We start from the raw sequence: 758 nt of genomic DNA on the forward strand, positions 1-758 counted from the left end.
GCGGCCCTCGTTCTTGCGACCTTCACCGCCGGGTGCACCGGCACCGAGGCCGCACAAAGCGGCGTCGGGGAGACGAACACGGTCACCGATGGCTTCGGCCGGACCGTCGCCGTCCCGTCGCCACCAGAGAGCGTCGTCTGCTCTGGCTCCGGGTGCCTGCGCTACCTCGTCTACCTGCAGGGCCAGGACCTCGTCGTCGGCGTCGATGATATCGAGAAGAAAGATCAGGCCATCGAAGGCCGCCCCTACGCCCTCGCTTACGGCGCACAGTTCAAGGGTCTTCCCCTGATCGGCGAGTTCCGGGGCAAGGACGACCCCGAAAAGATCCTGGGGATCGGGCCGGAGGTCATCTTCAAGACCGGGTCTTCCGGGACGGCATACGCCACAAGTGCCGCCGAGGCCGACAAACTCCAAGAGAGGACCGGGATCCCGGTCGTGGCGTTCNNCGGCTCGCTCCGAAACGACGCCGAGAAGGCAGAGATGTACGAAGGGCTCCGGGTGATGGGCAGGGTCATCGGGAAGGAAGAGCGGGCGGAAGAGGTGATCGCCTACATCGAAGCGACGATCGCCGACCTCGAAACCCGGACCGGCGACATCCCCGAGGATGAACGAAAGACTGTCTATGTCGGCGGGGTCTCCTATGCCGGCGCCCACGGGATCATCTCGACAGAGCCCGCCTACCCGCCGTTTGCCTGGGTGAACGCAGAGAACGTCGCGGCCGGCCTCGGCACGGCACATGCCGACGTTGCAAAAGAGGC

General features: G+C 65.7%; 1 protein-coding gene. It reads left to right on the plus strand.

What is annotated here, in order from left to right:
- A partial coding sequence (locus tag ACI94_RS05570; protein ID WP_286681192.1) for an ABC transporter substrate-binding protein occupies positions 1-758 on the plus strand: 758 nt, incomplete at both ends.

The sequence above is a fragment of the Methanoculleus sp. DTU007 genome, from assembly GCF_001512385.1.
Classification (GTDB): Archaea; Halobacteriota; Methanomicrobia; order Methanomicrobiales; family Methanoculleaceae; genus Methanoculleus; species Methanoculleus thermophilus.